Below are 2,289 nucleotides of genomic sequence, written 5' to 3' on the forward strand. Positions count from 1 at the left end.
CGCCAGTGAACTTAAACGACAACCAAAAAGACTTGTTACGTCAGTTTGAAGAAAGTATGTCTGGCAAAACTTCAAAATACCGCCCAAAAGAGCAAGGTTTTTTTGACGGTGTTAAGAAGTTCTTTGACGACTTAACGGGCTAAGTAAAAGATCGTTAAATCAAAGTAATTTTGATTCAGGAAAAGGTCAGCCAAGTGCTGGCCTTTTTATTGTGGTCGGAAATCTATGTTCGAGCGCATCTCTTTTTCAATTATCAGTTTGTGTTTATCTCAATTATAATTGAAATCTCAAAGGTAGAATTACATCGCTAGTACTTAGTAATAGTGTTGCGTTTAGTAGTCGTTGCTGCCTCGTAATTGGGAGTATCTTTATTTTATGTTATTAAATGTTTTTTACCTTATGAACGGTTTTCTTAAATCTAAGTCAAAGCAGGTTAAATCTCTGTTATTAAATAGTTTAGTTTTATTCTCTGGCTTGTTAACAAGTTACTCAGCGATGAGTGCGGAAGTGTCGATTTCATATAATGACAAATACGTTTCGGAAGGTCGTGATAATTTAGATCAAGGAGGCGCTTGGTGGCTTGGTGCATCAGAATCTATGGGAACAGGGCTTTCTTTGTCGGCTCTATACGGCGTCGCAAGCGACTCCTCGGTTGATTACGACGAACTAAATCTTACACTTAACAAAGACTGGCAACTTGGAGACACGACACTGTATTCCTACTACAACCGTTTGGAATATTTTGAGTTAAACGACCATGACAACGAATTCGGTATTGGCGCTAATAAATCGCTGTGGAATGGTATCAATTCGAATGTTGAACTTGTCTACAATACAGCAACGGACGGACGATTCTTAGTATTTAATGCCAATAAAAGTATTTACGCTGATGATACTCACCAAGTGACGCCACACGTTCAAGTGGGTTTTGATGATGGCTACGCAAGCACAAACCACAGAGGTTATAATCACACCTCTGTTGGCCTTACATACGCTTTTAAAGTTAATTCTCAGTGGAGGCTACAGTTGTTTACCGAACATAATTTTGTTGGTAGTCAAATTGAGTCTGAAGGCCGAGATGATATTACTTGGATTGCACTTTCTGTGGTTGCTCAGCTTTAATTGGCAATTTAAACCGATTCGAATCTGGCACTTGTGTCGTTTAACTTTTACGATTTAAAGTCAGATTCATTATTTAAACTTTAAACTTTAAACTTTAAACTTTAAAATTTAAACGATCCATATATCAAACATTTCTTGGCGCTAACTCATAGCGCCTTTTTCATACTCAAGTATTTACTAAATTTTCATTCACGCTTTTTTATAACACATTGTTACGAATCAATTTTTCATATTTTTCCGTTCGATTTTGGTAAAGTTTATTTAAATTTATGTAAAGTGTGTTTGACTTTGTCTTTTTTTTGAACTAATTTAACCAGAGTAAAGTTTATTTTACTTTTAGACAAAGGAGTTATACCAATGAAAGACTCAACCTTATGTAGTGAATTAAACCAGGCTAGTCAAAAAAATGTGAAGTCACTGATGGTCTGGACGGGCGCTTGGTTAGCGTCACTCGCTTTATTTACCTTTGGACCTATGTTCATTTGGGATTACAACAAAGTCCTAACCACATTGGCTCTGGTCGCTAATATTGCCGTAGGTGTCAAAATGATCTGGGTAAATAAAGTCTACTTAGAAGGAATGGATGAGCTTCAGCAGCGTATTATGCTTGAAGCAATGGCAATTTCTTTAGGTAGTACCATGATTGCTGGTGCGGCGTATGGAGTTTGTCATGCAGTACAATTAATCGAGCATCAACCAAATGCCTCAACCTTGCTGTTTGTTATGGGTATCAGTTATGGCATCGGAACTGTACTTAGCAGAAGGAAGTACCTATGAAAAATCGTCTCAAGGTATTAAGAGCCGAGCGAGACATGACGCAAGCGGACCTAGCGTTAGCACTAGATGTTTCGCGCCAAACGGCGAACTCAATAGAAAAAGGTAAGTTTGATCCTAGTTTACCGCTAGCTTTCAAAATTGCACGATTGTTTGATTGCTCTATCGAGGATGTATTCACTGACGAAGAAGCTGAAGTAGAAGCAGCGGTACAAGTAAAAGCAGAAGCGTAATTAGTGAATGGAAGTATTGTGTCTTAGTCGTTTTCGTTACGCTTGAAATCAAAAGCGATCTAAGGCGCATTTTGTTGGCTAATAAAAGTTAACCGCGATAGGTGCGGATGTTAGCAAGCAGAAGAAAATAAAAAACCAGTTCGGATGAACTGGTTTTTTT

The 2,289-nt window shown here is 37.8% G+C and carries 3 protein-coding genes and 1 pseudogene; all 4 read left to right on the top strand.

Going from position 1 to position 2,289, the window contains the following annotated elements:
* Positions 1-143 (top strand): annotated as a pseudogene (locus AC4E96_RS01375) (molecular chaperone DnaJ); the annotation flags it as partial.
* A 232-nt stretch (positions 144-375) separates the two neighbouring features.
* On the top strand, positions 376-1,122 hold the full coding sequence (locus AC4E96_RS01380) for a hypothetical protein (RefSeq protein ID WP_490254679.1): 747 nt from the start codon (positions 376-378) through the stop codon (positions 1,120-1,122).
* Between the two features lie 357 nt (positions 1,123-1,479).
* Positions 1,480-1,899, top strand: a complete 420-nt coding sequence (locus AC4E96_RS01385; protein ID WP_488033541.1) for a hypothetical protein — start codon at positions 1,480-1,482, stop codon at positions 1,897-1,899.
* Positions 1,896-2,129 (top strand): helix-turn-helix transcriptional regulator, encoded by a 234-nt coding sequence (locus AC4E96_RS01390; protein WP_488033542.1) that lies wholly within the window; start codon positions 1,896-1,898, stop codon positions 2,127-2,129. The genes AC4E96_RS01385 and AC4E96_RS01390 overlap by 4 nt, the downstream gene beginning before the upstream one ends.
* Positions 2,130-2,289: the final 160 nt, after the last annotated feature.

Source organism: Psychrosphaera sp. (assembly GCF_982872775.1).